The organism is Pseudomonas sp. St29, from assembly GCF_001547915.1.
In the GTDB taxonomy this organism is placed as follows: Bacteria; Pseudomonadota; Gammaproteobacteria; order Pseudomonadales; family Pseudomonadaceae; genus Aquipseudomonas.
Genome location: NZ_AP014628.1, coordinates 1,256,619 through 1,281,020, shown reverse-complemented (window position 1 = coordinate 1,281,020; position 24,402 = coordinate 1,256,619). Strand labels below are relative to the sequence as shown.

Here is a 24,402-nt window from a genome sequence, read left to right as displayed (position 1 = left end):
GTGGCGGCCCTGCCTTTGCGGAGCAGTGCACCATGACCCTTGCAGTCCAGTTCACCCAGGTTTCCCGGCAGTTCGGCGAGGTCAAGGCCGTCGACCGGGTGTCCATCGATATCCACGACGGTGAATTCTTCTCCATGCTCGGCCCGTCCGGTTCGGGCAAGACCACCTGCCTGCGGCTGATTGCCGGCTTCGAGCAGCCCAGCGCCGGATCGATCCGCATTCACGGCGCCGAGGCCGCGGGCCTGCCGCCCTATCAACGGGACGTCAACACGGTGTTCCAGGACTACGCGCTGTTCCCCCACATGAACGTGCGGGACAACGTCGCCTACGGCCTGAAGGTCAAGGGGGTGGCCCGCCACGAACGCCTGGAGCGCGCCGAGGCGGCCCTGCAGATGGTGGCCCTGGGCGGTTATGGCGAGCGCAAGCCGGCGCAACTGTCCGGTGGCCAGCGCCAGCGGGTGGCCCTGGCCCGGGCCCTGGTCAACCGGCCACGGGTACTGCTGCTGGATGAACCCCTGGGGGCGTTGGACCTGAAACTGCGCGAGCAGATGCAGGGCGAACTGAAGAAACTCCAGCGCCAGCTGGGCATCACCTTCATCTTCGTCACCCACGATCAGACCGAGGCCCTGTCGATGTCCGACCGGGTGGCGGTATTCAACAAGGGCCGCATCGAACAGGTGGACAGCCCGCGCAACCTGTACATGAAACCCGCCACCACCTTCGTCGCCGAATTCGTCGGCACTTCCAACGTGATTCGCGGCGAGCTGGCGCAACAGCTCAGCGGCAGCCCGCAGCCCTTCTCCATCCGCCCGGAACACGTGCGTTTCGCCCAAGGCCCGCTGGCGGCCTCGGAGATCGAGATCAGCGGCCTGCTGCACGACATCCATTACCAGGGCAGCGCCACCCGCTTCGAAGTGAAGCTGGACAATGGCCAGACCCTGAACATCAGCCAGGCCAACAACCAATGGCTGGACACCGGCAGCAGCCACTGCACCGGACAACGCATCAGCGCCCGCTGGGCCCGGGAGGCGATGATCCCGCTGACCGACACCCCGACCAGCGAGGCCTGAGATGAGCACCCAGGCCCTCGTCCAAGGCAGCGGCGACACGCCCCTGCGGCGCTTGTCCAACCTGCTGTACCGGCGCCCCAACCTGTACCTGACGCTGCTGCTGGTGCCGCCGCTGATCTGGTTCGGCGCGATCTACCTCGGCTCCCTGCTGACCCTGCTGTGGCAGGGTTTCTACACCTTCGACGACTTCACCATGGCGGTTACCCCGGAGCTGACTCTGGGCAACTTCGCCGCGCTGCTGCAGCCGTCGAACGTCGACATCATCCTGCGCACCCTGGGCATGGCCGTGGCGGTGTCCATCGCCAGCGCCATCGTCGCCTTTCCCATCGCCTACTACATGGCCCGCTACACCAGCGGCAAGACCAAGGCGTTCTTCTACATCGCGGTGATGCTGCCGATGTGGGCCAGCTACATCGTCAAGGCCTATGCCTGGACCCTGCTGCTGGCCAAGGGCGGCGTGGCCCAGTGGTTCATCCAGCACCTGGGGCTGGAGACGGGGCTGCAATGGCTGCTGGGCGTTCCCGGGGTCGGCGGCAGCACCCTGTCGACCTCGCACCTGGGGCGCTTCCTGGTGTTCGTCTACATCTGGCTGCCGTTCATGATCCTGCCGATCCAGGCGTCCCTGGAGCGTCTGCCGCCCTCGCTGCTGCAAGCCTCGGCGGACCTCGGGGCCACGCCGCGCCAGACCTTCATGCTGGTGGTCCTGCCGCTGGCGGTGCCGGGCATCGCCGCCGGCTCGATCTTCACCTTCTCCCTGACCCTGGGGGACTTCATCGTGCCGCAACTGGTGGGCCCGCCGGGCTACTTCGTCGGCAGCATGGTCTACGCCCAGCAAGGCGCCATCGGCAACCTGCCGATGGCCGCCGCCTTCACCCTGGTGCCCATCGTGCTGATCGCCATCTACCTGTCCATCGTCAAACGCCTGGGGGCCTTCGATGCACTCTGAACGAGCATCCTTCGGCCTGCGTCTGGCGGCCTGGGGCGGGCTGGTGTTCCTGCACTTCCCGATCCTGATCATCGTCCTCTACGCCTTCAACACCGAGGACGCGGCCTTCAGCTTTCCGCCCCGGGGCCTGACCCTGAAGTGGTTCAGCGTGGCCTTCAACCGCCCCGACGTGCTGGACGCCATCCAGCTGTCGCTGCAGATCGCCGCCATCGCCACCCTGATCGCCCTGGTCCTCGGCACCCTGGCCTCGGCGGCCCTGTACCGCCGCGAGTTCTTCGGCAAGCAGGGCATCTCGCTGATGCTGATCCTGCCCATCGCCCTGCCGGGCATCATCACCGGCATCGCCCTGCTGGCGACCTTCAAGACCCTGGGCATCGAGCCGGGGCTGTTCACCATCGTCGTCGGCCACGCCACCTTCTGCGTGGTGATCGTCCACAACAACGTGATCGCCCGGCTGCGGCGCACCTCCCACAGCCTGATCGAAGCCTCCATGGACCTGGGCGCCGACGGCTGGCAGACCTTCCGCTACATCATCCTGCCCAACCTCGGTTCGGCCTTGCTGGCGGGGGGCATGCTGGCGTTCGCCCTGTCGTTCGATGAAATCATCGTCACCACCTTCACCGCCGGCCACGAACGCACCCTGCCGCTGTGGCTGCTCAACCAGTTGAGCCGGCCCCGGGACGTACCGGTGACCAACGTGGTGGCCATGCTGGTGATGCTGGTGACCATGCTGCCGATCCTCGGCGCCTACTACCTGACCCGTGGCGGCGAAAGCGTGGCCGGCAGCGGCGGCAAATAACCCGCTTCCCTACCCTCAGCGCCAAGAAAGGAGATGAACATGCAGACCAAATTGCTGATCAACGGCCAACTGGTGGCCGGCGAGGGGCCGGCCCAGCCGGTGTACAACCCGGCCCTGGGCAGCGTGCTGGTGGAGATCAACGAGGCCAGCCAGGCTCAGGTGGACGCCGCGGTGCGGGCCGCCGACGACGCCTTCGCCAGTTGGTCGCAGACCCCGCCCAAGGACCGCTCGCTGCTGCTGCTCAAGCTCGCCGACACCATCGAGGCCCACGGCGCCGAGCTGGCCAGGCTGGAATCGGACAACTGCGGCAAGCCCCTGAGCGCGGCCCTGAATGATGAAATCCCGGCCATCGCCGACGTGTTCCGCTTCTTCGCCGGCGCCAGCCGCTGCCTGGGCGGCTCGGCGGCGGGGGAATACCTGCCCGGGCACACCTCGATGATCCGCCGCGACCCGGTGGGGGTGATCGCCTCCATCGCCCCCTGGAACTACCCGCTGATGATGGTCGCCTGGAAGATCGCCCCGGCCCTGGCCGCCGGCAATACCGTGGTGCTCAAGCCCTCGGAACAGACCCCGCTGACCGCCCTGCGCCTGGCCGAACTGGCCAGCGAGATTTTCCCGGCCGGCGTACTCAACCTGGTGTTCGGCCGTGGCCCGAGCGTCGGCCAGCCGCTGGTGACCCACCCCAAAGTGCGCATGGTGTCGCTCACCGGTTCGATCGCCACGGGCGCGAACATCATTTCCAGCACCGCCGACAGCGTCAAACGCATGCACATGGAACTGGGGGGCAAGGCCCCGGTGATCATCTTCGACGACGCCGACCTCGACGATGCGGTGGCGGGCATCCGCGCCTTCGGCTTCTACAACGCCGGCCAGGACTGCACTGCCGCTTGCCGGATCTACGTGCAGGCCGGGGTCTACGAACGCTTCGTCGAGCAGCTCGGCGCCGCCGTCGGCAGCATCCGCCACGGCCTGCAGGACGACCCGGCGACCGAGCTGGGGCCGCTGATCACCGCCGCGCATCGCGACCGCGTGGCCGGGTTTGTCGAGCGCGCCCTCGCCCAGCCGCACATGCGCCTGATCACCGGGGGCAAGGCCGTGCCGGGCAACGGCTACTTCTTCGAACCCACGGTGCTGGCCGACGCCCGGCAGGACGACGAAATCGTCCGCCGCGAAGTCTTCGGCCCGGTGGTTTCGGTTACCCGCTTCGAGGATGAAGCCCAGGTCCTGGGATGGGCCAACGACTCGGACTACGGCCTGGCCTCCTCGGTATGGACTGCCGACGTCGGCCGCGCCCATCGCTTGTCGGCACGCCTGCAATACGGCTGCACCTGGGTCAACACTCACTTCATGCTGGTCAGCGAAATGCCCCACGGCGGACAGAAACTGTCCGGCTACGGCAAGGACATGTCCCTGTATGGCCTGGAGGACTACACCACAGTCCGCCACGTCATGTTCAAGCACTGAGCCTGCACGGGCCATCGGCAGGCGCTGGCCCCACAGCGCCTGCCGCTCGATCCCCAGCCGCCAGACTGGATTAGCGCCCCCAGTTGCGGCACTATCCGCCGCCTGAAAACCCCGGCGCCATCGACCGGAATCGCTGAACACCTTCCGGCAGCAAGGATGCGCCCATGCCCCGCCCTCCCACCACCACCGCCCGCGAGCGCCGTCCATGAGCCTGGACGCCACAAGCCGTTATCACCTGCTGCGCATCTGCACCAGCCTGGTACCGCTTGCGCTGCCGGCGCCGCTGTTCTATCTGGCGCATGTCTGGGGCATACCGGTGTATCGCAGCTACTTCGGCGCCCTGGCCAAGGGCTTTGGCCTGGGTGTGATGGTGGATTTACTGTTTTATCTGCTGATCATCGTCAGCGTGCTGGTGGCCCTGGTGCCCAACCTGAAGGCCAAGCTGGGCCTGGTCGGCGCCCTGGTGCTGTTCACCGCCTGGGCGATGTTTCCCAACCATCCGGTACGCGGCTACGTCTATTGCCTGCTGATGAGCGTGCCGCCGCTGCTGGCGATCGCTCTGGCCCAGTGGCTGTGCCGCCGCCTGCTGCCCGCGCCCGCCCCGGACAGTCCATGACCGACGCTCTGTCTCCCACCTCAACGAGTTCGCCGATGCCCGCCCTTCGTCATCTTTTGCGCCCACTGTGCGCCGCCCTGTTGCTCGGTGGTGCCGCTCAAGCGGCCCAGGCCGCTGCCCCCGCCTGCCCGTCCAGCGACCTGCCGACCTTCCTCCAGGCCTTTGCCAGCAGCCCGGAGCTGCAGCAGGCGTTCACCGATTCGCCGCTGATCGAACAGCGCCCGGCCCACGACGAGTACGGACGCGAGATCACCACCCGGCACAAGCTGACGGGCGATACCCGACACCTGCTGACCCTGCTCGATCCGAAGGCCCAGGCCCGGGCCGGACTGCAATCCTTCTGGGAGAGCCAGACCCTGGTGGTGCATGACCCGCTAGGCGATGTGGTCCAGGCCTTCGTCTTTCAACAGGGCGCCTGCTGGCAGCTGGTGCGGGTGGAGCAGTGGTCCATGGACGGCCTGCTCGACCAGAACGCCCCGGCCAACGAAACAGCCTTGCAACGGCAGATGCGCAAGGCCGATCTGTTCCTGGGCTACGGCGGCCGGGAGCAATACCTGTTGACCCAGTACTTCTTCGAGCTGGGTCAGCAGATTCTGCTGGACGCCGCCCGCCATGGCTCGGCCAAGGCGGCCGTGCAGGCCGTGAGCCTGGGCTACTCGGGCATGGCGCCGGAGCTCAAGCCCGGGGAGCCGGAAGAACTGCTGCTGCCCTATGCCCAGACCGATGCCGAGGCGGCGCTGATGCTGTCGATGTACTACTGCGATCCGCTCGGCGATGGCTCGGTCAATGAATGCCAGCAACCCCGCAAGTCCGAAGAGCTGGTACAGCGCACCGCCCGGGAACTGGACTCGGCCAGCGCCTTCTACTACCTGGGCAGCGGCTACGCCGAGGGTAAGTGGGGCACCACCGATGCCCCCCGGGCCCTGGCCTGCTACCGGGAAGCGATCAAGCGTGGCGACCTGAACAGCCTCAACCGCCTGACCTGGTGGACCAAAAAGGGCGAAACGCCCGCCGCCGGAGCCCAGTGCCTGCCGGCGCAGAGCTGAACCCGGAGCGGCGTGCCAGCCCCGGCGCAGGCCCGTTGACTTTTTTTCACAAGAGTTTGATTGCCCCCACGCCGCCTGATCGCGTTAATTGAGCCTTCACTCCTTTAACCGACAGGCCAGCCCATGCCCCTCGTCCCTCTGGAACATGCCCTGTTGCCCGGGCCCCGGACATGAACGCGCCATTGCCGCGCCAGGCCGCACGCCTGCAGCAGGTCGATGCCCTGCGCGGCTTCGCACTGCTGGGCATCCTGGCGGTGAATATCTGGTCTTTCGCCGATCCCTACTACGCCTCGCCGGTCAGCAACCCGGCCTACGCCAGCGACCTCGACTACCTGATCCGCTGGCTGGTGTCGGTGCTGTTCGAGGCCAAGTTCTACCTGCTGTTCTCCTTCCTGTTCGGCTACAGCTTCACCCTGCAGATGGCCTCCGCCGAGCGGGCGGGTGAACGCTTCGTGCCGCGCATGCTGCGGCGGCAACTGGCCTTGCTGGCCATCGGCCTGGTGCATGGCACGCTGCTGTTCTACGGCGAGATCCTCACCCTGTACGCGCTGCTGGGCCTGGTGCTGCTGGCGTTGCGCGGGCTGACAGCACGGATGGCGGCCATCCTGGCGATCCTGTTGATCGGCGCCACGGCGCTGCTGATTCTGCTGTTTGGCATCGAGTTGCTGAACGCCGGCCTCTATACCGGGGCCGCCGACGACCAGCCGCTGCTCAAGGATCTGGCCCTGGGTGGAGATGCGCTGGACACCCTCGGCTACAACGCTGCGCATTTGCTGGAAACCGCCTCGGCCCTGTGGCTGCTGCAGGGGCCCAGCACCCTGGCGATGTTCCTCCTGGGTTATGTGGCCGGACGCAAGGGCCTGCTGGTGGCGCCCGAGCGCTTTGCCGCGCGGGTGCCCCGGCTGCTGGCCCTGACCCTGCCCATCGGCCTGGGGGGCGCCCTGTTCTACGGTTACTGCAGCGCCTACGCGCCTGGTGGCGGCCTGGAGGTCATCGGCTACGGCATCAGCCAGATCAGCGCACCGCTGCTCTCGGCCAGCTACGCCATGCTGCTGCTCCGGGCCTTCGACTCGCCTCTGGGCCAGCGCCTGTGCCAACGCCTGGCGCCGCTGGGACGGATGTCATTGAGCAACTACCTGCTGCAATCGCTGATCCTGTGCCTGCTGTTCACCGGCTACGGGCTGGGGCTGATCAACCACCTGCAGCCCCTGTGGATTCCCCTGCTGGTGATCGCCATCTACCTGTTGCAGATGCAGCTCAGCGCAGGCTGGCTGCGCAGCCATCAGTACGGCCCCTGCGAATGGCTGCTGCGGGCGCTGACCATCGGCGCCTGGCCGCACTGGCGCAAGCGCGCGCAGGCTTAAACCAGCCGCAGACATAGGTGGATATCCTCCGGCTCGATGCGCAGCAGCTCCGGGTCCGGGGTCGCCAGCACTTCGCAGCCCAGGCGCCGGTAGAAGTCCACCGTGTGCCACGACGGCGTGGCCGATACATACAAGCCCTGGGCGCCCATGGCCAGGGCCTGCTCCCGGGCCAGGGCGAACAGCTGCCGGCCCAGGCCAAGGCCGCGATAAGCCTGGCTCACGTGGAGGAATTTCAACTGCCGCAAATCCAGCCCGGCGCACTCGATCGCCAGGCAATCGACCACCGCTGCCGCCACCAGCACCTCAGCGTCGAAAATCCCGTACAACCAGCCGCCACGCTGGTAACACTGCTGCAAGATCAGCGCGTCATGCTCGGCCTCGCCCTCCGGCCAGCCGCTGACCACCTCATGCTGGGCATAGCCGATCAGACGGCCATCCTGCACACGGTAGAAGCCGTCGATGACTTCGGCGCGGTCGATCCATTTGAGCTGCGGGATATCGTTTGCGGTAAGGGCACGCGGGTGCAACATGAGGCCGGTTCCTGAGGCGATTCAAGTGGTTACCAATGGACACAAGCTAAGCATTTTTCTGCCTGGGGCGAACCGTTTATTCTACCGACCCTCTATTTATCGTCCGCTGCGTCCGGCCAATGGCATGACCGGACCTCACCTTGCGATCCCCCCAGTCAGCCAGGAGCGGCTGACGATCCCAGCCCCCCACAAGGTTCATCTATGCACCGCAGGCACCTCCTCAAAGCTTCCATGGCCCTGGCGGCCTACACCGGCCTCTCGGCCAGCGGGCTGCTGGCCGCACGAGCCTGGGCCGGCGCCGCTGACGGCGACGCCCAGGCCTTCGATTTCGAGCGCCTCAAGGCCCAGGCCAAGCAGTTGGCCGGCAACCCGTATGTAGACACCAAGCAAGTGCTGCCGCCAACCCTGGCGCAGATGACGCCGCAGCACTTCAACGCCATCCAGTACGACAGCCGGCATTCACTGTGGAATGAGTTGAACGGCCAGCTGGATGTGCAGTTCTTCCATGTGGGCATGGGCTTCAAGCAACCGGTGCGCATGCACAGCGTCGACCCCAAGACCCGCCTGGCCCGGGAGGTGCACTTCCGCCCGTCGCTGTTCAACTACCAGAACACCAGCGTCGACACCGCCCAGCTCAAGGGCGACCTGGGCTTTGCCGGGTTCAAGCTGTTCAAGGCCCCGGAACTGGACAGGCATGACGTGGTGTCCTTCCTCGGCGCCAGCTATTTCCGTGCGGTGGACGCCACCGGCCAGTACGGCCTGTCGGCCCGGGGCCTGGCCATCGACACCTACGCCAAGCGCCGCGAGGAATTCCCCGACTTCACCCAGTTCTGGTTCGAGACTCCGGACAAGGACAGCACCCGTTTCGTGGTCTACGCCCTGCTGGATTCGCCAAGCGCCACCGGCGCCTACCGCTTCGACATCGACTGCCAGGCCGAGCGCGTGGTGATGGCGATCGACGCCCACATCAACGCCCGCACCGCCATCGAGCAGTTGGGCATCGCCCCCATGACCAGCATGTTCAGTTGCGGCACCCATGAACGGCGCATGTGCGACACCATCCACCCGCAGATCCACGACTCCGACCGCCTGGCCATGTGGCGCGGCAATGGCGAGTGGATCTGCCGCCCGCTGAACAACCCGGCGACCCTGCAATTCAACGCCTTCGCCGACAAGGACCCGAAAGGCTTCGGCCTGGTGCAGACCGACCATGAATTCGCCAGCTACCAGGACACCGTGGACTGGTACAGCCGCCGGCCGAGCCTGTGGGTCGAGCCCACCACCGCCTGGGGCGAAGGCAGCATCGACCTGCTGGAGATCCCCACCACCGGCGAGACCATGGACAACATCGTGGCCTTCTGGACCCCGAAGCAACCCGTGGCCGCCGGCGACTCCCTGAACTACGGCTACAAGCTCTACTGGAGCGCCCTGCCGCCGGTGGGCACGCCGTTGGCGCGGGTGCACGCCACCCGCTCGGGCATGGGCGGCTTCGTCGAGGGCTGGGCCCCGGGCGAGCATTACCCGCCAGTCTGGGCCCGACGCTTTGCCGTGGACTTCACCGGTGGCGGCCTCGATCGCCTGCCTGCCGGCACCGGCATCGAACCGGTGGTCACCGCCTCCCACGGCGAGGTCAAGGATTTCAGCATCCTGGTGCTGGACGAGATCAAGGGTTACCGCATCCTCTTCGACTGGTACCCCACCAACGACAGCGTCGATCCGGTGGAACTGCGGCTGTTCATCCGCACCCACGATCGCACCCTGAGCGAAACCTGGCTGTACCAGTACTTCCCGCCGGCGCCGGACAAGCGCAAATACCCCTGATCGGCTGACAGCCCCCGGCACGCCCTAGGGGCCTCTTCGCCGGCAAGCCGGCTCCTACAGACCGCACCGCCTCCGTAGGAGCGGGCTTGCCCGCGAAGGCGTCGGTGCATACAGCGCCTGCCTCAAGGGCCTCTTCGCCGGCAAGCCGGCTCCTACAGACCGCACCGCCTCCGTAGGAGCGGGCTTGCCCGCGAAGGCGTCGGTGCATACAGCGCCTGCCTCAGGGGCCTCTTCGCCGGCAAGCCGGCTCCTACAGACCGCACCGCCCCCGTAGGAGCGGGCTTGCCCGCGAAGGCGTCGGTGCATACAGCGCCTGCCTCAAGGACCTCTTCGCCGGCAAGCCGGCTCCTACAGATTGCACCGCCTCCGTAGGAGCGGGCTTGCCCGCGAAGGCGGCCAGCAGTCAGACACAAAAAAACCGGCCCACACGGGCCGGTTTTTTTACATCGGCACAGCCTTAATCGCGCAAGTCCGACTCGTGAATCGGCTGGTCCCTGTGGGTGGCCCGCTGGTACTGCGCCGGCCAGATCGCCTTGCGCCCGCCCAGGTCGTCATCGGCATGCAGCGGCCAGTACGGGTCGCGCAACAGCTCCCGGGCCAGGAAGATGATGTCCGCCTGACAGGTGCGCAGAATGTGCTCGGCCTGAGCCGGTTCGGTGATCAAGCCCACGGTGCCGGTGGCGATCCCCGACTCCTTGCGCACCCGCTCGGCAAAGCGCGTCTGATAGCCCGGCCCGGTGGGTATCTCGGCATTGGCCGCGGTGCCGCCGGACGACACATCGATCAAGTCCACCCCCAGGTCCTTGAGACGCCGCGCCAGCTCCACGGTTTCGTCGGGGTTCCAGCCGTCCTCCACCCAATCGGTGGCCGACACCCGCACAAACAGCGGCAACTCCTCGGGCCAGACTTTTCGTACCGCCTCGGTCACTTGCAACACCAGGCGAATGCGATTTTCAAACGAGCCGCCGTACTGGTCCTGACGCTGATTGCTCAGGGGCGAGAGGAACTGGTGCAGCAAATAGCCATGGGCGGCATGCACTTCCACCACCTTGAAGCCGGCCACCAGGGCCCGCTTGGCGGCCGCGACGAAGGCCTGGATGATCTCGCCGATCTGCCCTTCGTCCAGTTGGGTGGGCGGCGTGTGCTGTGGGTCGAAGGCAATCCGCGAGGGCCCCACCGGCACCCAGCCGCCATCCTCGGGCTTGACGCTGCCGGACTTGCCGAGCCAGGGCCGATGAGTACTGGCCTTGCGCCCGGCATGGGCCAGCTGGATGCCGGCCACGGCGCCCTGGGCGGTGATGAAACGGGTGATGCGCTGCAAGGGTTCGATCTGCGCGTCGTTCCACAGGCCCAGGTCCTGGGCGGTGATCCGGCCCTCGGCGGTGACCGCCGTGGCTTCGGTGAAGATCAGCCCGGCGCCGCCGACGGCACGGCTGCCCAGGTGCACCAGATGCCAGTCGTTGGCCAGCCCGTCCACCGACGAGTACTGGCACATGGGCGACACGGCGATGCGGTTGAGAAGGGTCAGTTGACGCAAGGTATAGGGTTCAAGCAGCAGACTCATGGGGCACCTCTCGATCAATGGTCAGGCTCCAGGGTTCTGTTTGAACGGTCGACGAGTGACTGCGAAGTGAAGCGCCCGCCCCCGCGGGTAGAGGAATGACAAAAGGTCACAAGGCCAATCAGACAGTGCTTAGAGACTAGTCGACAACACTGCCGCTGGCAGGGTTCCTGATGCGTGCCGGGGTAAAAACTTGCCCCCGGGCCCAAGCGCTAGCCGCTGCGGCGGGGCAGCGGTTAGCAGAGCGTCAGATTGCAGGCCCCCTGCGATTGCCATCAAGCAAGGCTTCCACCACGCCGCGGGCCATCTCCACCGAATGCACCAGCGACCAGATCAAGCCACGCTCGATGCCGCTGGCGTGCTCGGTGATTTCATCGGACACCTCCTCGGCGGCCTTGAGCAGCATGGACACATGAATCAATGCTTCTTGCCGGGGCGCACAGCGAAGGGGTTATCAGGCCCTGCAGGGCCGGCCACGGTGGGTTGCAGAGTCGCGATCAACGAGCCATTTACGCAAGTGTTGGCCAGGGCATGGCGCACAGCTTCATTGGCCAGATCGTGGTCTGGATTACGACGGGAAGAAGGATGGAGAACCGGCGGATCGAGGACGATCTTTTTCATGGTGTAGCTCCTCGACGATGAAGCCTCCACACCTAACGCTGCTAGACGTTTAAACAGGGTGGCGGCTGTACGCGGGCTAGCAGACCGGGTCGAGGAACCGGTGCGCCCGAAAGCGCCCCCACGCACAGCCGCCATAACAACACACTGCAAATCTGCATGGCAGTGCTGATGGCATCGCTTGCGTTCGACCCGGGCTGCTATTCCCGATCACTGATAGGCAGTGATGAACCGAGACTAGTCAGCTGAGTAGATCGCCACAAGCGCCCGGGAGTGTCTCGGAAACCCCTTACAAAAGAAAGAGACATACCGCCATCCCGCTTTCCAAAAGTCTGGCGAAATCACCCTCGTCGCCCTTAACGCGGTTCGATATGGGCAATCATCAACTGCACGGTTTCCTGGCCCCGGAACTCGTTGAGGTCGAGCTTGTAGGCCAGTTCCACCCAGCGGATGGTCGGGTTGGGCCAGACTTCACGGTCGATGCCGAAGGCGATGCCGTCCAGCTTCAGCGAGCCGCATTCGCTGCGCAGCACCACTTTCAGGTGGCGCTCGCCGACGATGCGCTGCTCCACCAGTTCGAACACGCCATGGAACATCGGCTCGGGGAAGTGCTGGCCCCAGGGGCCGGCGTGGCGCAGGGCGCGGGCCAGTTCCAGGTGGAACTCTTCCACCGCCAGGGTGCCGTCCGACAGCAGGCGCCCGGTGAGGTCTTCTTCACGCAGTTGGCGCCGCACTTCTTCGTCGAAGGCCTCGGCAAAGGCCGGGAAGTTCTGCTCCGGCAGCGACAGCCCGGCGGCCATGGCGTGGCCACCGAACTTGCTGATCAGTTGCGGATGGCGCGCGGCCACGGCGTCCAGGGCGTCGCGGATATGAAAGCCCGGCACCGAACGCGCCGAGCCCTTGAGCATGCCGTCGCCGGCATCGGCAAAGGCGATGGTCGGGCGGTGGTAACGCTCTTTCAGGCGCGAGGCGAGAATCCCGATCACCCCCTGGTGCCAGTCGGCATCGAACAGGCACAGGCCGAACGGCATGGACTCCACCGGCAGTTCCTTGAGCTGGGCCAACGCTTCGCGCTGCATGCCCTGCTCGATGGATTTGCGGTCCTGGTTCAGCTCGTCGAGCTGGGCGGCCATGGCCCGGGCCGCCGAGACGTCGTCGCTGAGCAGGCACTCGATGCCCAGGCTCATGTCGTCCAGGCGCCCGGCGGCGTTGAGCCGCGGGCCGAGGATAAAGCCCAGGTCGGTGGAGGTGATGCGCGAATGATCGCGCTTGGCCACTTCGAGAATCGCCTTAAGCCCCGGCCGGGCGCGACCGGCGCGAATCCGCTCCAGGCCCTGGTGCACCAGGATGCGGTTGTTGGCGTCCAGGGGCACCACGTCCGCCACGCTGCCCAGGGCCACCAGGTCCAGCAGCTCGCCGATGTTCGGCTGCGGCCGGGTTTCATAGCGTCCCAGGCTGCGCAGGCGCGCGCGCAGGGCCATCAGCACATAGAAGATCACCCCGACCCCGGCCAGGGCCTTGCTGGGGAATTCGCAGCCCGGCTGGTTGGGGTTGACGATGGCATCCGCCGCCGGCAGTTCATGGCCGGGCAAGTGGTGGTCGGTGACCAGCACTTGCAAGCCTGCGGCCTTGGCTGCGGCCACGCCTTCGACGCTGGAGATGCCGTTGTCCACGGTAATCAGCAATTGCGGCTCGCGCTGCAGGGCCACGGCGACGATTTCCGGGGTCAGGCCGTAGCCGTATTCAAAGCGGTTGGGCACCAGGTAATCGACATGGGCCGCGCCCAGCAGGCGCAGGCCCAGCACGCCCACGGTGCTGGCGGTGGCGCCGTCGGCGTCGAAGTCGCCGACGATGAGGATGCGCTGGCGCTGGTCCAGAGCGGTCACCAGCAGGTCCACCGCGGCGTCGATGCCCTTGAGTTGCTGATACGGGATCAGCCGCGCCAGGCTCTTGTCCAGCTCCTCCACCGACTGCACGCCCCGGGCGGCATAAAGGCGGGTCAGCAGCGGCGGCAGGTCGCCGAGAAAGGGCAGGACGGCGGGCAACTCACGGGGTTCGATACGCATGGGCTAACAGCAACTTCTCTTGGGGGACGGTGGGTCGTTCAGGAGCGGCGCGGGCAATCAGCCGCGCTCGCCCAGCAGCCATTCCAGCTGCACTTCATGCTGGCCGCGATCGTCGGTGACGAAGATCGTGCCTTCGCTGATCATCACGTCCCACTTGATGACCCGCGGCATGTCCTTGGCCAGGGTCTCAAGGACCTCCTGGGGCACGCCGGCGATGTTGAGGTTCTTCAGGTTCTTCACCGCGTCCACCACCCGGGTCTGCCAGACCCGCAGGCTGCCGTAGGCCAGCAGGCTGGTGCGCTCGGTACGGCGCGAGCACCAGGTCAGGCGATCGGCGTCCGGCTGGCCGACTTCGATCCAGTGCAGCACGCGGTCGTCCAGGCTCTTTTCCCACAGGGCCGGCTCATCCACTTCCGACAGACCACGACCAAACGACAGCTGCTCGTTGTACCAGAAGGCGTAGGCCAGCAGGCGCACGGTCATGCGTTCCTCGGTTTCCGAAGGGTGACGGGCGATGGTCTGCTTGACGCTTTCGTAGACCCCGCGGTCGAGGTCGGTCAGGTTCAGTTCGAATTTGTAGGTGGTGGACGGCTGGGCCATGTGCGGGCTTCTTGAGTGTGCGAAAAGGCGGCAAGTCTAACCCGAAACCTGCCGCCCTGCCCGACCGCTGACCGGCCGGAGGCCCTTGCGCTGAAATCCGCAGAAATGCATTGCCTCGGTAAAGTTGGTTGCCAGCCTGCCACCAGGGTTTTATAACCCCCGCGCGAATCGGCCGGCGCGCACCGCGCCAACGCCGCAGTTCAATAGAAAAGGACGTCCATGACTCTCTTTGTCACCCTGCTTGTCATCGTGCTGCTGTTCATCGCGCTGATTTTGTATGCCCGCCAAAAAACCGCCGATCGCAACGAGAGTCTGGAGCTGACCGGCAACCTCACCGCCCAGATCAACCAGACCCTGCTGCTGAGCAAGGCCGAACCGCTGCTGGCGCTGAAACTGGCAGAGCAACTGCCCGGCGAAGCCCGGGAACTGGCCTCGCAGCTGGTGGCCAGCGAGCTCTACCTGGCGGGCCACAAGGCCCAGGCCCGGGAGCTGTACCAGCAATTGCCGCCCCACGCCCGGGACTACGTACTCAATACCCTGATCGAAACGCTGCTCGACACCGACGATAGCCAAGCCTGCCTGGAACTCCTGGAGAACTGGGGGGAATCCCTGCCCAGCTGGCCGCTGCTGCAAGTGCGTATCCTCCAGGCCCGTGGCGAACAGGAGCGGGCCCTGGCCGTGCTCGGCGAACTGAGCGACCCGCGCCAAGCGGCCGCCCATGAGCGCCAGAGCATCGGCAACCTGCTGACCCTGGCGCGCCTGCAGCATCAGGCCGGGATGCAGGACGCGGCGCAGGTCAGCGTCGAGCAGGCATGGTCGGTGTTCGAGGGGCCCGAGGAGGGCCATCGCCAGTCGATTCTGCGCCAACTGTTCGAGGCCAGCGCGACCCTGGGCCAGTTCGACTCGATCCTCACCCGCGCCGCGTCGCTACCGGCCGAAGAGCAGGCCCAGGCGGTCGCCGCCCTGATCAAGGCCGGTCAACTGGACTCTGCCCTCAGCCTGCTGGCCCCCATCAGCGACGATCTCTACTCCACCACGCACAGCGAACTGATGGACCTGGCCCTGGCCCTGCCGCCCATCGACAACGCCCTGCGCCTGTTGGAGAAGGCCCCCGACCTGCATCGCTACAGCCTGCTGCTGAGCCTGCTGAACCACATGGCGACACAAGGCCAGACCGCAGAAGCCGAAGCACTGCTGCCGACGCTGGAAACTGAGCCGAGCCAGCATCCGGGGCTGATGCTCAGTCTCTGTGAACAGCACCACGCCACGCAGCCGCAATGGGCCGAGGCACTGCTGGCCAAGGCGCTGCAACAGATCGACGGTTACAAGCATGACCATGAGTTCTGGAGCGGCATGCGCATCCAGGCGCTGCGAACCCAACTCCAGCTGCAAAGCCGACTGCCGGCCCATCGTCGGGACAGCTGGCTGGTACGCAGCAGCCTTGAGGAACTGCACAGGCTGCATCAGCAGGAGGAAGGCGAACAGCAATTGCTGTGCATTCGCGAGCAGACCAAGCTGCTGCACGACCTGGGGCAGACGGCCCAGGCCAGGACCCTGCTGGAGCAGGCCCTGGCGTTGCTGGACAGCGACAGCCTGCCGGAGGTCGATGAGATGGACAAAACCTTCTACCTGGAGGACATCGCCAGCGCCTACCTGAGCATCGACGAAGCACAGCAGGCCCAGGCCCTGCAGGATCGATTGCACAGCCTGGAGGCCGGCAGTCGCGACCTGGAAGAGGACCTGCTGCTCAATCACATCGAGCACCAGCGCTACGCCCAGGCCATCGAGGCCCTGAACCTGAGCGTCCTGCTCAGCGACAAGAAACCTCTGTCACGCCTGTATCAGGCCCTGGAAGAGCTGCACCAGCGCGCCCCCGAGCGCGCCGCCGAACTTCAGCAACAGCTGATGGAGCGGTTCAGCAGCGGGCAGGCCTGGCGCGCCTCTCAGGCGAACTGACCCAGCGGCCTTTGGCGCCCCCCAACGGGGCGCTGTTGGCGTCCAAGGGCTTGACCATCGGCTCCAGCCGTTTCAATGCCGGCAGCAGATTGCCGCGGTCCGCCAGGCTCAGTTCTCGCCCCCAAGGAAAACCGAATCATGGAAGTGTTTCTCATCCTGCTGCTCATCACCGGCGTGATCTCGCTGCTGGTGGTCTACGCCCACAAGGGCAGCAGCAATGACCAGGGCAGCAGCCTGGGCATCAACCTGGACGAGGAGGCGCAGATCTATCGCGCGGCGTACCTGAGCGCCGTCGAACCGCAGGTGGCCCTGCAACTGGCCCAGCGCCTGACGGGCAAAGCCCGGCAACAGGGGCTGCTGCCGATGCCCGCCGCGCTGTACCGGCAAGGCAACCAGGCCCAGGCCCTGGAGATCCTGGCCGAGCTCGATGAAACCTACCAGCCCATGGCGCTGTACCGACTGCTCGAAACCCTGCTCGACAAGGACGGCCCGCAGGCGGTGCTGAGCCTGTTGGAGCGCCTGCATCAGCCCCTGCCGTCAGCGCCCCTGCTGCGCATCCCGCTGTTGGTGGCCCGCGGTGAGCTTGAGCAGGCCCGCGCCTTGCTGGTGACCTTCGGTGTCGAGCAGTTGAACCAGGGCTGTGCCAGTGAGCACCGAAAGTTGGCAACCCTGCAACGCAGTGTGGGCCTGGCCGAGCAAGCCGCCATCAGCATCGGCCTGGCCTGGCAACTGCTGCTCAAACAGCCGGCAGACGAACTGGACCCGTATGAAGTGGAACAGACCCTGCGCGAGTACCGTGCCCAGGGGCAGGACGTGCAGTTCCCGACCATGGCCGCGCAATTGCCCGCGTCGGCCCAGATCATCGTCGTGGTCTTGCTGATACAAGCCGGGGAATTCGACGCCGGGTTCAAACTGCTGGCGCAGAACCCCGAGCCCGAGGACTACTGCGGCTACCCACCGCTGCTCAAGCTGATCCTGGACGCCAGCCGTCCGGATCTGGCGGCATCGCTGATCGCCCAGGTGCCGGTGAGACACGCCAGCGAGATGCTGCTGAGCCTGTTGCACTGGCATGTCGCGCGCCATGAGCTGGCCGAGGCCGAGGCGGCCTTGCAGGCCTGCGCAGTCGCGCCCTCGCAGCGTCTGTGGTGCCTGCTCTCTCTGTGGCGCACCTATTTCGAGGAACACCCGCATTGGTGCGCCCACCTGCTGGAGCAGGCCCTGCTGACACTGGAGACCTGGCGTGGCGCTGAGCAATGGCCGTGGCATCGCCTGCTGATCGTGGAAACCCAGTTGTGGGTGCAGGCTGCCCTGGCGCCCGAGCGGCGGGATAGCGAACTGATCCGCAACGGTCTTGAGGAAATGGCGCTCCTCAACACCCAGCTCGAATACACCGATCGCCCGGTGAAACAGACAGCACAGGCCAAATTACTGCACGACCTGGAACAGACCCGGCCAGCCATCGAACTGCTGGACCAGACCGTGCAAGCGCTCGACGACGAAGCTCAGAATGCGGCGATGGACCCAGCGGAAAAAAACTACCACCTGGCACAGCTGGCATTGGTCTACCTCTACATCGACGAGCAGGCAAAGGCCGCCGAGCTCAAGAGCCGCCTGGAACAGCACGTTTCCTATACCAGCCAGTTGAGCCACGCCACGCTGCTGAACCATATCCGTCAGCAACGTTTCGAAGAAGCCATTGCCGGCCTGGAACTGGGCAGCCTGTTTAACAGCGAAAACCCGCTGCAGCAGTTGCACCTAGCCCTGGAAACCCTGAGCCAGAGCGCCCCGGAACAGGCCTATAGGTTGCGCCAGAAACTCCTCGACAGGCTGGCCGACGACAGCCTCTGGAGTCAGCCGAGCGCTGCCTGAGGCCGGGTGCTGACCCGCCGCTACACGCCTTAACGCGGCGCGTAGCGGGCCCAGAGTTCGTTGAACTCCTTGAGGTAACTGGCCACCAGTTGCGGGTGGTCGATCACCAGCAGGTTTTCCTCATTGCCGGTGGTGGCGCTGCGGGTCCAGTTGAAGCTGCCATTGAGCAGGGTTCGACCATCGAACACGGCGAACTTGTGATGCATGTGGAACGGCGTGTCGTCGATCCGCACCGGAACCCCGGCCTCGCGCAGCGCGGCGATATCGCTGCCGACATCGAATTGCTTTTCACTGTCGCTGATCACCCGCACGGCCACGCCGCGCTGGTGGCAGGCGCGGATTTCGTCGCTCAGTTGATCGTCGGAAATGGTGAACACGCAGATATCCACCGAGACTCGCGCCTGGCGGCACAGGTCGCGGATCTTGCGCCGGCAGTCTTCACCGGGGCTGAAGTGGGCGCTGGCCATGTCGCGCACCGGGGCGCTGTGGGTGTCCAGGGTCTTGATCACCTGCTCCAGCCATTTCAGCGCCGGCAGCACATTGGCGCTGTCCGCCAGCGCCAGCTCGCGCACCAGGTCAAAGGCCCGGTTGCGCAGGTAGCGCACCTGGTCGCTGCCCAGTTCGCTGCCCAGTTGGCGCAGTTCGTCCCGTTCTTCGTTGCTCAGTTTCAGGTCCAGCAGGCTGTCGCGCAGTTGCCGGTCCAGGTGGGCAAAATCCATGTCGTGATCCTTGGCTGTTCGCCGGCAAGCCGGCTCCTACTATTGGGGGTCCTTGAGGGTCGGCACATCACCGTGGCTGAGCATGCGGCTCAATTCGTCCACCCGCGTGGCGATGTCGCCAATGCGCTGGTGGCTGTGCAGGTCGACGTCGATCTTCTTGTGCATGACCTTGAGCAGCGGCAGGAAACTCTGCTCCAGGTGCTCGGAGAGGTTTTCCAGCACTTCACGCATGCCCTGCTGTTCCGCCGGCCGGGCCAGGCCGCGCACGCCTTCCACCAGATCGTTGAGCTGGGCCACCACCCGGGTGCCGACATCGCTGTCGCTGCCACCCATGGAGCGGTTGCGCACAAAGTCGCGCTTGATCTGCGCCCAGCGTTCGCTCTGCTCCGGGGTCTGGTTGCCCCGCAGCTCGGCGAGCTTGAGCAGGTTTTCCTCGGCGCCGGTGGTCAGCAACTGGGATTCGCCCTGGTAGTGGTCGGCCAAGAGTTGCAGGAGCTCGGCGTCGTTCATCACCGCCGAGATCTTCTCCGCCATCTTGTTCATGTTGCGGTAGCTGCCCTGCAGCTTGAACGGCGGCTCGCTGCGGTACTGGTCGGCCTGGGCGGCGCTGGCGATGTACTGCTGGTTGACCCGCAGCACCACGTCGCGCACCTGCATCAGGCGTTGCAGGGTGGTGGTGATTTCGTTGATCTCGGCGCCGCTGTAGCTGTGGCTCAGTTCGTTGCTGGAGAAGGCCTTGCCTTCGGCCTTGGCGACAAAGCGGTAGACGTCCGCCATGTCGCGGGTGGCCAGGGGTGCCAGCACCGGGTTGGAGGTCAGGCCGTTCTCGATGTAGCTCAGGGCGAAGGCTTCCTGCATGCCGCCCAGGGTGTCGCCGAGGTTATAGATGTCGGCCCGGTTGGCCAGCATGTCGGGGATCTTGAACACCTCGCCGGACTCGGTGTACGGGTTGCCCGACATCACCACGCAGAACTTCTTGCCGCGCATGTCGTAGGTCTTGGTGCGGCCTTTCCACACGCCCTCGATGCGCCGGGTGCCGTCGCACAGCGAGATGAATTTCTGCAGGAACTCGGGGTGGGTGTGCTGGATGTCGTCGACATAGAGCATCACGTTGTTGCCCATCTCCAGGGCCAGGTTGAGCTTCTCCAGCTCCTGGCGCGAAGTAGCGTCCGGCGCCTGGGCCGGATCCAGGGAGCGCACCTGGTGCCCCAGGGCCGGGCCGTTGATCTTCATGAAGATCAGGCCCAGGCGGTGCGCCACGTATTCCATCAGGGTGGTCTTGCCGTAGCCCGGTGGCGAAATCAGCATCAACAGGCCCATCAGGTCGGTGCGCTTGTTCTCGCCCACGGTGCCCATCTGCTTGGCCAGGTTGTCGCCGATAAAGCCCAGGTACACATCGTTGATCAGCTTGTTACGCACGAACGAGCTCAGCGGCCGCGGCTTGAATTCGCTCAGGCGCAGGGCCGAGCGTTCGCGGCTGATGATGCCCTGGCGCAGCGCCTGGTAGCGCTGCAGGCCGGGCAGGAACTGTTCGCGATGGGCCCGCAGGCGGGCAAAGAAACCGTCCACGGTGAGGGACAGGCTGCGCTCCTGGATGCGCGGGTGTTCGCCCATCAGGTTGCCGACGCTGAACCGCAGGTCGACTTCGGTGATGCGCTTGGCAAAGTCGTCCCGCAACAGCGACAGGGCCACGGCCTCGGGCACGTAGTCGCTCCACTCGGCGAACTCGCCCTCGGCACACAGCGCCGACAGCCAGTTGCCGGCCAGCGCCCACTGCGCGGCGGGCCGCTCGGCCAGCTGGGCCAGGGCCTGCTGGTAGTCGTCCCACATGCGCGCGCCTTGCAGGCGCAGGGTCAGGGCTTCCTGCAACTGCCTGGCGTACTTGCTGAAGGTGAACTCGATGCGTTCTGCGGCCAGCTCCTGCACCAGGTACTCGGCGGCTTCCGGCAACAGCTCCGCCGGCAGGCTGAAGGCCTGCTGCTGACGCCAGTCCTGCAGCGCCAGGAAGATTTCGTCCTGCAACTGCAACAAGCCTTCACGACGACCGAACAGTTGCTGGATATGCCGGCTGGTGCGGGCCCGCTCGGCCCATTGCTGCGGTTGCGGCTGGTGCTGCTGGCGGTCCCAGAACAACGCGGCAAAAGCCCGCGCCGAAGCGCCGAAACGCAGCAGGCCGGCACTGTCGCGCAGGGGCAGCAGTTGCAGGAGGATCGCTGCGGCGTCGTGATCGTGGATGCCCTTCTCGTAGCCTTCCTTGTAGCGCGGCGCAGCGAAGTCGCGGATCACCCGCGCCAGTTCCTCGGGGTGCGCCAGCAAGGGTTTCAGGCTTTCCAGGCTCAGGCCTTCCTGGCCGCGGTCGGCGGCATCCAGCACTTGCCCGGCCAGGTACTCGGCGCGGTACAGCTGGGCCGACTCCGACTCCAGGGCCACCTGCCAGAAGTCCCGCAGGGCTTCCAGCTCGGGGTCGCGCAACGGTTCAAGGAAATCCGTGCCGGTCAGGTGCAGGTGCAGTTCGTCGCCCCGGGGCATCAGGGTCAGGTCCAGCTCCTGGGTGTTGACGCTGAAACGGTGGCGCGGCCCCAGCTTGATGACGTTGCCGCCCTCTTCGAACAGCTCGGTCTTGTCGCGCAGGGCACGTACGGCCTGATCCCGGGCGCCCTTGAGGCGCGACTCGACATCGTCGGCCTTGACGCTGTCCTTGAGCTCGCGCAGGCGCTCGGCCAGCTCCCGCAGCTTGAGGATCAGCGGGTCGGCGGCGAAGAACGCGTTGAGTTCCTCGGCCTGGGTGAACTTGGCGGTGCGCCGGCCGAGGCTGTCGAGAATCCGCCGCGCCGCGTCCAGCAGGCCCTGGGCCTTGCGCTGGCGCTCGTCGAGCAACGATTGCTTGTGGGCCTCGAAGGTTTCCAGCAGTTCCTCACGCTTGCCGAGGATGTCGCCGAGGAACTGTTCGTGATCGCCGAAGCGACTCTCCAGCTCTTCGAGCTGCACCAGCAGCCGCGACAGTTGCTCGTCGCAACGCTCGGGGTCCTGGGCCTGGGCCAGGGCGTTGGTGATGCCCTGGCTGAAGAGTTTGAACTGCGCGCCGAACTGCGCCACGGTCTCGGTCGAGCCCAGGCCCTTGCGCCGTTGCTCGGCGCGGGCCTTGGCCTGGTTCAGGCGGGCGTAGATCTGCGAGATCGATTCGATGATCCGGGTGCGCTGGGTGGCGTCGTCGATCTGCAACGAGGCCATCAGGCTCGACAGCATGTCCAGGTCGCCGGCCATGGCTTGCAGGGCGCCCAGGGGCTCGTTGAGCTGGGCCACGGTTTCGGCTTTCTGCGCCTGGGCGTCGAGGGTTTCCAACTGGGTGACGAAGGGCAGCAGGGCCTGGTCGCTGGCGAGGAAGGTCGCGGTGCCAGCGGCGGTGCGCTCCTGGGCCTTGAGCAGCTCGGCTTCCATGGCGTCGATGCGCGCCACGTCGATGTAGCGGTAGTCGCGAATGGTCAGCAGCAGGCCGCGCTGGGCAGTGATGCCGTTGAGCGCATCGACGAAGCTCTGCACCTGGTCCCAGCTGTCCACCAGCAGGCTGTCGAGCAGGGCTTTCTGCTTGGCCTCGGCGGCCACCATGGCCTGGTCCGACTGGCGGCGGATACTTTCGACTTTCTCGTATTCATCCAGCACCAGCTCCGAGGTCGAGGCCACCTCGCGCAGCAATGGGGCCAGGCCTTCGAGCTCGGCGCTACCCAGCCAGTGGTACACATCGAACAGGCGCCGGGTGTTCTGGCACAGCAGCGAATAGCGCTGCACCGACACCGCCGGGGTGTCGATCTCGCGGCACAGGTCGTAGAGATCGGAAACGCTGCGCACCAGCTCGGCGTTGCCGATGCGCCCGAGGAAACCGCTGCGGGTCGGTTGCCGCGCGGCGTATTCCTCGGTGAAGAACGGGGTCTGCCAGACCTGCATCGGGTGGACCCGGGTCGGCTCGTCGCCTTCGGCGGCGAAGATCACCATGCGCCCGTCTTCCAGGCGCGCGTAACCGTGGCCGAACAGCGGGTTCTGCAACTGGCGGTTGATCATGTTGTAGGTCAGCAGCACCGAGCGGCCCTGCTCCGGGTGGTAGAAGATGTACTGCACATCTTCACCGTTGGGCGAGCGCACCGAGCGCTTGAAGCGCATGCCGTCCATGGACTGTTCGAAGGTCTTGTACTCGCCGCTCTGCAGGTAATAGCCACCGGGGAAGATGATCCCGTGGTCTTCCGGCAGTTGCACGCAGGCCAGGCCGATGGCGTCGATGCGCTCCACCTGGCGAGTCAGGCTGTTGAACACCAGGTAGCGCCACTGCTCTTCGCGGTACGGCAGGACCTTGAGCAGGATCAGGCTGCCCAGGCGGGCGAACTCGATCTGCGAGTCGTCCAGGGACTGGGTCTTGTCCAGCACCTCTTCGCGGTAGATGCCCAGGCCGGACTCGGTGTTGTTCTCGACCTTGATGGTCAGGTCGCCGCCGATGGTTTCGACGAACACCGTGTCGAGGATGTTCAGGTGCGGGAAGCGGCCTTCGACCACCATCTCGCGGGTGGCTTTCTTCCATTCGAAGTCGAAGGGCGCCGGCAGGGCGATATCCCGCTCGCCGCGGTTGTCGATGTACCGGACATCCCGTCCGTCCACCGAGATCGACCAGCGGAACACCCGCACATCGGTGACGCGCTCGCCAATCTGGAAACTCGCCAGCAGCTTGCCGTCACGGATCGCCAGTTGCAGCAGGCGGGTGTTCTTGTAATAGGTGTAGAGCTCGTTGAAGTCATTGAGGAAGCCCTGGGCCGCCAGGAAGCTGCCTTCCAGGGGCACGGGCTCGGCTTCGTAGCCTTCGCCCTCCTCCACCAGCCGGTAAAGGGAAAACACGTCGGCGACGCTGGTTTCCTTCTTCAGGCCGATGAACACGTTGTAGCCGAACAACAGGCAGTCGCCGACCTGGACGATGTCCCGGGCGATGCAGTTGTTCTCGGTGCGGATGCGCACCCGCCCGACCACTTCCATGCGGCTGTTGCCGAACTCGTCGAGACGCCTCTGGTTGAGGTCGTCGGTGGTGGCCCGCAGGCGCTGGCCCTGGTCCAGCAGGCGCTTGTGCAGCACCTCATAGGCGCCGCCTTCGGCGACGGCCTTGTCCAATACGTCCTGCGGGGGAGTTGCGACTTGAGCGTCCGACATCGTGGCCTTCCTGGATCTACGGCGGTGTGCAAAAAAAGCGGGCTCCTCAAACCTGGAGCCCGGTGCCCGACACAAGGCCGGTAGCCGCTGCCGCGGGCTGCGTGCTTGAGGGCCCGAAGGCCCTCAAGGGCTGCGCCTCCTACGGCGTCGGTCGCAGCCTTCGGCAGCGGCTA

General features: G+C 65.8%; 16 protein-coding genes and 1 pseudogene. 10 read left to right on the top strand and 7 right to left on the bottom strand.

Translation table 11 applies throughout. From position 1 onward, the window contains the following. The first annotated feature begins 32 nt into the window (after positions 1-32). The 7 genes from PST29_RS05715 (at position 33) to PST29_RS05685 (ending at position 7,305) form a co-directional block, all read left to right on the top strand. Positions 33-1,070, top strand: coding sequence for an ABC transporter ATP-binding protein (locus tag PST29_RS05715; RefSeq protein ID WP_060842580.1), 1,038 nt, complete (start codon positions 33-35; stop codon positions 1,068-1,070). 1 nt (position 1,071) lies between these two features. Next, positions 1,072-2,016, top strand: a complete 945-nt coding sequence (locus PST29_RS05710) for an ABC transporter permease (RefSeq protein WP_060837718.1) — start codon at positions 1,072-1,074, stop codon at positions 2,014-2,016. After that, positions 2,006-2,815 carry an ABC transporter permease gene (locus PST29_RS05705; RefSeq protein ID WP_060837717.1) on the top strand — a complete coding sequence of 270 codons (810 nt, stop codon included), beginning with the start codon at positions 2,006-2,008 and terminating at the stop codon, positions 2,813-2,815. Before PST29_RS05710 ends, PST29_RS05705 begins: the two co-directional genes overlap by 11 nt. A 39-nt stretch (positions 2,816-2,854) precedes the next feature. After that, positions 2,855-4,279, top strand: a complete 1,425-nt coding sequence (locus tag PST29_RS05700) for a gamma-aminobutyraldehyde dehydrogenase (RefSeq protein WP_060842579.1) — start codon at positions 2,855-2,857, stop codon at positions 4,277-4,279. 205 nt (positions 4,280-4,484) lie between these two features. Then, positions 4,485-4,895, top strand: coding sequence for a hypothetical protein (locus PST29_RS05695; protein WP_060842578.1), 411 nt, complete (start codon positions 4,485-4,487; stop codon positions 4,893-4,895). Positions 4,896-4,930: 35 nt separating this feature from the next. Continuing rightward, on the top strand, positions 4,931-5,941 hold the full coding sequence (locus PST29_RS05690) for a hypothetical protein (RefSeq protein ID WP_232513203.1): 1,011 nt from the start codon (positions 4,931-4,933) through the stop codon (positions 5,939-5,941). Between the two features lie 170 nt (positions 5,942-6,111). Continuing rightward, complete coding sequence (locus PST29_RS05685; protein WP_060842576.1) at positions 6,112-7,305, top strand: DUF418 domain-containing protein; 1,194 nt, start codon at positions 6,112-6,114, stop codon at positions 7,303-7,305. Here the strand turns inward: PST29_RS05685 and PST29_RS05680 are convergent. Next, positions 7,302-7,835: a GNAT family N-acetyltransferase gene (locus tag PST29_RS05680; RefSeq protein ID WP_047301982.1), complete on the bottom strand. Its 534-nt coding sequence runs from the start codon at positions 7,833-7,835 to the stop codon at positions 7,302-7,304. The two genes, PST29_RS05685 and PST29_RS05680, sit on opposite strands and share 4 nt — an antisense overlap. 201 nt (positions 7,836-8,036) lie before the next feature. Between PST29_RS05680 and PST29_RS05675 the strand changes: the two genes are divergently transcribed. After that, on the top strand, positions 8,037-9,656 hold the full coding sequence (locus PST29_RS05675) for a glucan biosynthesis protein D (protein WP_060837712.1): 1,620 nt from the start codon (positions 8,037-8,039) through the stop codon (positions 9,654-9,656). Positions 9,657-10,113: 457 nt separating this feature from the next. Here the strand turns inward: PST29_RS05675 and PST29_RS05670 are convergent, their stop codons facing one another. From PST29_RS05670 to PST29_RS05655, 4 genes and pseudogenes are all read right to left on the bottom strand, one after another. Continuing rightward, positions 10,114-11,220, bottom strand: a complete 1,107-nt coding sequence (locus PST29_RS05670) for an NADH:flavin oxidoreductase/NADH oxidase (protein WP_060837711.1) — start codon at positions 11,218-11,220, stop codon at positions 10,114-10,116. A 244-nt stretch (positions 11,221-11,464) separates the two neighbouring features. After that, positions 11,465-11,838 (bottom strand): annotated as a pseudogene (locus tag PST29_RS05665) (hypothetical protein). A gap of 353 nt (positions 11,839-12,191) precedes the next feature. Next, positions 12,192-13,901, bottom strand: coding sequence for a single-stranded-DNA-specific exonuclease RecJ (gene recJ, locus PST29_RS05660; protein WP_060842575.1), 1,710 nt, complete (start codon positions 13,899-13,901; stop codon positions 12,192-12,194). Between the two features lie 57 nt (positions 13,902-13,958). After that, positions 13,959-14,501, bottom strand: a complete 543-nt coding sequence (locus PST29_RS05655) for a YaeQ family protein (protein WP_060837708.1) — start codon at positions 14,499-14,501, stop codon at positions 13,959-13,961. 219 nt (positions 14,502-14,720) lie between these two features. On the opposite strand from PST29_RS05655, the gene PST29_RS05650 reads away from it, so the two are divergent. After that, the gene (locus tag PST29_RS05650) at positions 14,721-16,457 is read left to right on the top strand and encodes a hypothetical protein (RefSeq protein WP_060842574.1); all 1,737 of its coding nucleotides are present in this window, start codon (positions 14,721-14,723) and stop codon (positions 16,455-16,457) included. Positions 16,458-16,595: 138 nt separating this feature from the next. Beyond that, positions 16,596-18,326, top strand: a complete 1,731-nt coding sequence (locus PST29_RS05645; RefSeq protein WP_060842573.1) for a hypothetical protein — start codon at positions 16,596-16,598, stop codon at positions 18,324-18,326. Between the two features lie 29 nt (positions 18,327-18,355). Here the strand turns inward: PST29_RS05645 and PST29_RS05640 are convergent, their stop codons facing one another. Beyond that, positions 18,356-19,045, bottom strand: a complete 690-nt coding sequence (locus tag PST29_RS05640) for a phospholipase D-like domain-containing protein (protein ID WP_060842572.1) — start codon at positions 19,043-19,045, stop codon at positions 18,356-18,358. A gap of 39 nt (positions 19,046-19,084) precedes the next feature. Further along, the gene (locus PST29_RS05635) at positions 19,085-24,229 is read right to left on the bottom strand and encodes a DNA repair ATPase (protein ID WP_060842571.1); all 5,145 of its coding nucleotides are present in this window, start codon (positions 24,227-24,229) and stop codon (positions 19,085-19,087) included. Positions 24,230-24,402: the final 173 nt, after the last annotated feature.